Origin of the sequence: Hydrocoleum sp. CS-953 (assembly GCF_002260545.1) — a bacterium.
GTDB lineage: Bacteria > Cyanobacteriota > Cyanobacteriia > Cyanobacteriales > Microcoleaceae > Trichodesmium.
This window is the reverse complement of record NZ_LGSU01000623.1, coordinates 1-3,912: the sequence shown is the minus strand read 5'-3', so window position 1 is coordinate 3,912 and position 3,912 is coordinate 1. Positions and strand designations below refer to the sequence as shown.

Annotated in this window: 4 protein-coding genes and 1 pseudogene; 2 read left to right on the top strand and 3 right to left on the bottom strand. The window is 41.6% G+C overall.

Translation table 11 applies throughout. The features are described 5' to 3' along the window. Together AFK68_RS41185 and AFK68_RS41180 are read left to right on the top strand one after the other, a co-directional pair. Positions 1–825: pseudogene (locus AFK68_RS41185) on the top strand (adenylate/guanylate cyclase domain-containing protein); the annotation flags it as partial. A 1-nt stretch (position 826) separates the two neighbouring features. Beyond that, the coding region (locus tag AFK68_RS41180; RefSeq protein ID WP_246844040.1) for an adenylate/guanylate cyclase domain-containing protein at positions 827–1,474 on the top strand (648 nt) is incomplete at its 5' end. 486 nt (positions 1,475–1,960) lie between these two features. On the opposite strand, the gene AFK68_RS36380 is transcribed toward AFK68_RS41180, so the two are convergent. From AFK68_RS36380 to AFK68_RS06935, 3 genes are all read right to left on the bottom strand, one after another. After that, positions 1,961–2,830 carry a calcium-binding protein gene (locus AFK68_RS36380; RefSeq protein ID WP_168186353.1) on the bottom strand — a complete coding sequence of 290 codons (870 nt, stop codon included), beginning with the start codon at positions 2,828–2,830 and terminating at the stop codon, positions 1,961–1,963. A 17-nt stretch (positions 2,831–2,847) separates the two neighbouring features. Continuing rightward, the coding region (locus AFK68_RS41170) for an FG-GAP-like repeat-containing protein (protein ID WP_246844041.1) at positions 2,848–3,238 on the bottom strand (391 nt) is incomplete at its 3' end. Between the two features lie 100 nt (positions 3,239–3,338). Continuing rightward, the coding region (locus tag AFK68_RS06935; protein ID WP_246844039.1) for a VCBS repeat-containing protein at positions 3,339–3,609 on the bottom strand (271 nt) is incomplete at its 3' end. Positions 3,610–3,912 lie beyond the last annotated feature (303 nt).

The following is a 3,912-nucleotide window of genomic DNA, read 5'->3' as shown; positions in this document are numbered from 1 at the left end:
GGGTAGATATCTACGAGTGGATATGGATTTTATTTGGTCTGGAGTAGGAGCGGCGACAACTTGGAGATGGCGGACTGCTGGTGGTGTTAGTTATTTTTCTATTTGGAAAGTAATTACGATTTTTGTTGCTGGTGGAGTTTTATTTGCTAGCACTTACATTGCTTTTTTGTGGAGCTGGTGGTTGCCTGTTGTTCCTGCGTTTCTAGGCATGACAACATCAGCAGTTGTGATTACGGCTTATATTGCTCGTACTGCTCAGGATATTCGCAAAACTTTCGGTCGTTATTTAACTGATGAGGTAGTGGCTACTTTATTAGAAAGTCCGGAAGGATTAAAGTTAGGAGGTGAACGTCGCAATATCACTATTTTAACTTCCGATCTAAGAGGTTTTACTGCTACATCAGAACGTTTACAACCAGAAGAAGTTGTGAAAATTCTGAACTTTTATTTGGGATATATGGCGGATGTAATTACTAAGCATAACGGAACTATTGATGAATTTATGGGGGATGGAATTTTAGTTTTATTTGGTGCCCCTATTACTAGAGAGGACGATCCGACAAGAGCTGTTGCTTGTGCTATTGATATGCAGTTAGCAATGGAACCTGTAAATAAACAGATGAAAGAGTGGGGTTTAACACCTTTAGAAATGGGAATTGGGATTAATACAGGGGAGGTTGTTGTTGGTAATATTGGTTCTTTGAAACGGACAAAATATGGTATTGTTGGCAGTCAGGTAAATTTAACTTATCGAATTGAATCTTATACGACTGGGGGGCAAATTTTAATTTCTGGAACTACTTTAAATGAGGTAGGTTCGATAATNCAGATGAAAGAGTGGGGTTTAACACCTTTAGAAATGGGAATTGGGATTAATACAGGGGAGGTTGTTGTTGGTAATATTGGTTCTTTGAAACGGACAAAATATGGTATTGTTGGCAGTCAGGTAAATTTAACTTATCGAATTGAATCTTATACGACTGGGGGGCAAATTTTAATTTCTGGAACTACTTTAAATGAGGTAGGTTCGATAATTGAAATTAATGATGAAAAAGAGGTAATGCCAAAAGGAGTTAAACAGCCAATTACTATTTATGATGTTGGTGGTCTTGGTGGTAAATATAATTTATTTTTGATAAAAGAAGAGGAAATATATCTACCTCTAAAAGAAGAAATATTTCTGTATTATATAGTTTTAGATGGCAAAAATATTGGTGATTCTGTGCAGAATGGAAGTTTGGTAAAATTATCAGCAAAAGAAGCAGAAATTCAGGGTGTAGAAGGAGAGGAAAATATTCCGCCAGCTTTGATTAATATTAAGCTTAATTTTTTATGGGATGGTCAAGAAAGTGACGATGTTTATGGTAAAGTTTTAGAGAAAAAAGGAGAAAATGGTAATTTTTATATTCGTTTTACAGCTAAACCGCCAGATGTTTCTGCTAAATTAGAATCTCTGTATAAATCGTTAAAATAGGGAGTAGGGAGTAGGGAGTAGGGAGTAGGGGGAGATTGAATGTTATATAAAATCTGGATAATTACTTTACCCAAGTCATTGCGACTGGAACGGAGTGGAAGGAAGCAATCTCAGAGGTTTAGGAGATTGCTTCCTATCGTCGCAATGACGACTGTTCAACTGGATGGATTTTATATTACAGTGCTTTTCATGTAANTCGTTAAAATAGGGAGTAGGGAGTAGGGAGTAGGGAGTAGGGGGAGATTGAATGTTATATAAAATCTGGATAATTACTTTACCCAAGTCATTGCGACTGGAACGGAGTGGAAGGAAGCAATCTCAGAGGTTTAGGAGATTGCTTCCTATCGTCGCAATGACGACTGTTCAACTGGATGGATTTTATATTACAGTGCTTTTCATGTAAGTAGACCACAATGTAGGGACGTTTTGCTGCGCAACATTAAACGCATTTTTGTTATGCAACGTCCCTACAGTCACCCCGTAAGCTTAAACTGTGGTAAAGTCGCTAGAGGTTAAGGTTGTGGCATCGACTCCAGTCAGCGTTGCTAAGACTTCGCTGGTGGAAGTGACGATAATATCACTACCGGAGAAACTTAGGTCCGCAAAACTCAAACCACCTGTTAACCCAATCACATCGGGAGTCGAGAAGTCAGTAATCGTATCAGTACCGTCACCCTCCGCAAAGACAAACACATCGGGTCCATTACCTCCAGTCAAGGTATCATTACCTGTACCACCATTGAGAATATCGGGGCCATTATCGTTGCCGTCACCGCCAAGGATGTCGTCTCCACCGCCACCAAACAGTTCGTCTGCACCATTGCCACCAGAGATGGTGTCATTACCTCCACCTCCAATTAAGGTGTCTTTCTGATTTGTTCCCACCAGGTTGAGGGGTTCATCGACTCCATTAATAGTAACGGTAACAGTGGCTGTATCAGTTAGCGTGCCATCAGAAATGGTATAACTGAAGCTATCGGTGTCTGTATCCCCATTATTGAGTGCTTCAAATTGACCATTGGGGTTGTAATTGTACGAACCATCTGCATTGAGAGTTAACAATGCACCAGAAGTTAGGGTGATTTCAGTTCCTACATCTGCAGCTTGACCATTAACTTCAGTAACAGTTAAGATGTCATTTTCGGGATCAGTATCGTTGGTGAGGACATCACCACTGAGGAGGCTGTCTTCATCAGTGGAGGCACTGTCGTCAACGGCAACAGGGGGATTGTTGGTAGGGGTGGTGGTGTTTTCAAAGTAGTTGATAGTGCCGTCACGTTCCCCAATAAAGGCATCGAAATCTCCATCACCATCAATATCGGCAAAGGTGGGGTTACTGCCATACCCTACATCCACGCCGTCTAATCGGGTGNTTAAGATGTCATTTTCGGGATCAGTATCGTTGGTGAGGACATCACCACTGAGGAGGCTGTCTTCATCAGTGGAGGCACTGTCGTCAACGGCAACAGGGGGATTGTTGGTAGGGGTGGTGGTGTTTTCAAAGTAGTTGATAGTGCCGTCACGTTCCCCAATAAAGGCATCGAAATCTCCATCACCATCAATATCGGCAAAGGTGGGTTTACTGCCATACCCTACATCCACGTTGTTCAAGGGGTTGCCACTGCCTGTTACTTCAGTAAAGTTGCCAGAACCATCATTCTCAAAGTAGTAGATCGTGCCGTCAGATTCCCCAATAAAGGCATCCAAATCTTCGTCACCGTCAATGTCAGCAAAGGTGGGGGCAATGTATCCCCCTACATTCACGCCGTCAAATGGGTTGCCACTGCCTGTTACTTGAGTGAGGTTGCCAGAACCATCATTCTCAAAGTAGTTGATCGTGCCGTATTTTGACCCAATAAAGGCNAATCTCCATCACCGTCAATGTCAGCAAAAGTGGGGGCACTGGATACCCCCACATTTACGTTGTTCAAGGGATTACCACTACCTGTTACTTCAGTAAAGTTGCCAGAACCATCATTCTCAAAGTAGTTGATGTTGCGGTCAGATTCCCCAATGAAGACATCCAAATCCCCATCACCGTCAATATCAGCAAAGGTGGGGGTACTGTTAAACCCCACATCCACACCATTGAAGGGGTTAGCTGTACCAGTTCGTTCTTCAAAAGTAATCGCCATAATTAATCTTTACTCCATTAGTTAATAAGAAGTTTTGGTAGATATGACTTAGCCAAAACTGTGGTAATTGTCATCTGGTAAGGATTTTAAGTGCTGATCAAACCTTTTAGTGGTTTACTTACCAGTTCTCGTTATGCCAAAAGATTTCTCCTTTGGCTGAACAAGTCGCACCATGAGCTTAATTATTTGATCGAGTTTTGATGTTTTCTAGTTATAGCAGTCGCAGCCAAAGTTAGGACATTTACAGGACTTAGGCAAAAAATGAAATTACACACCATCTGTAGGGGCGAATGGCATTCGCCC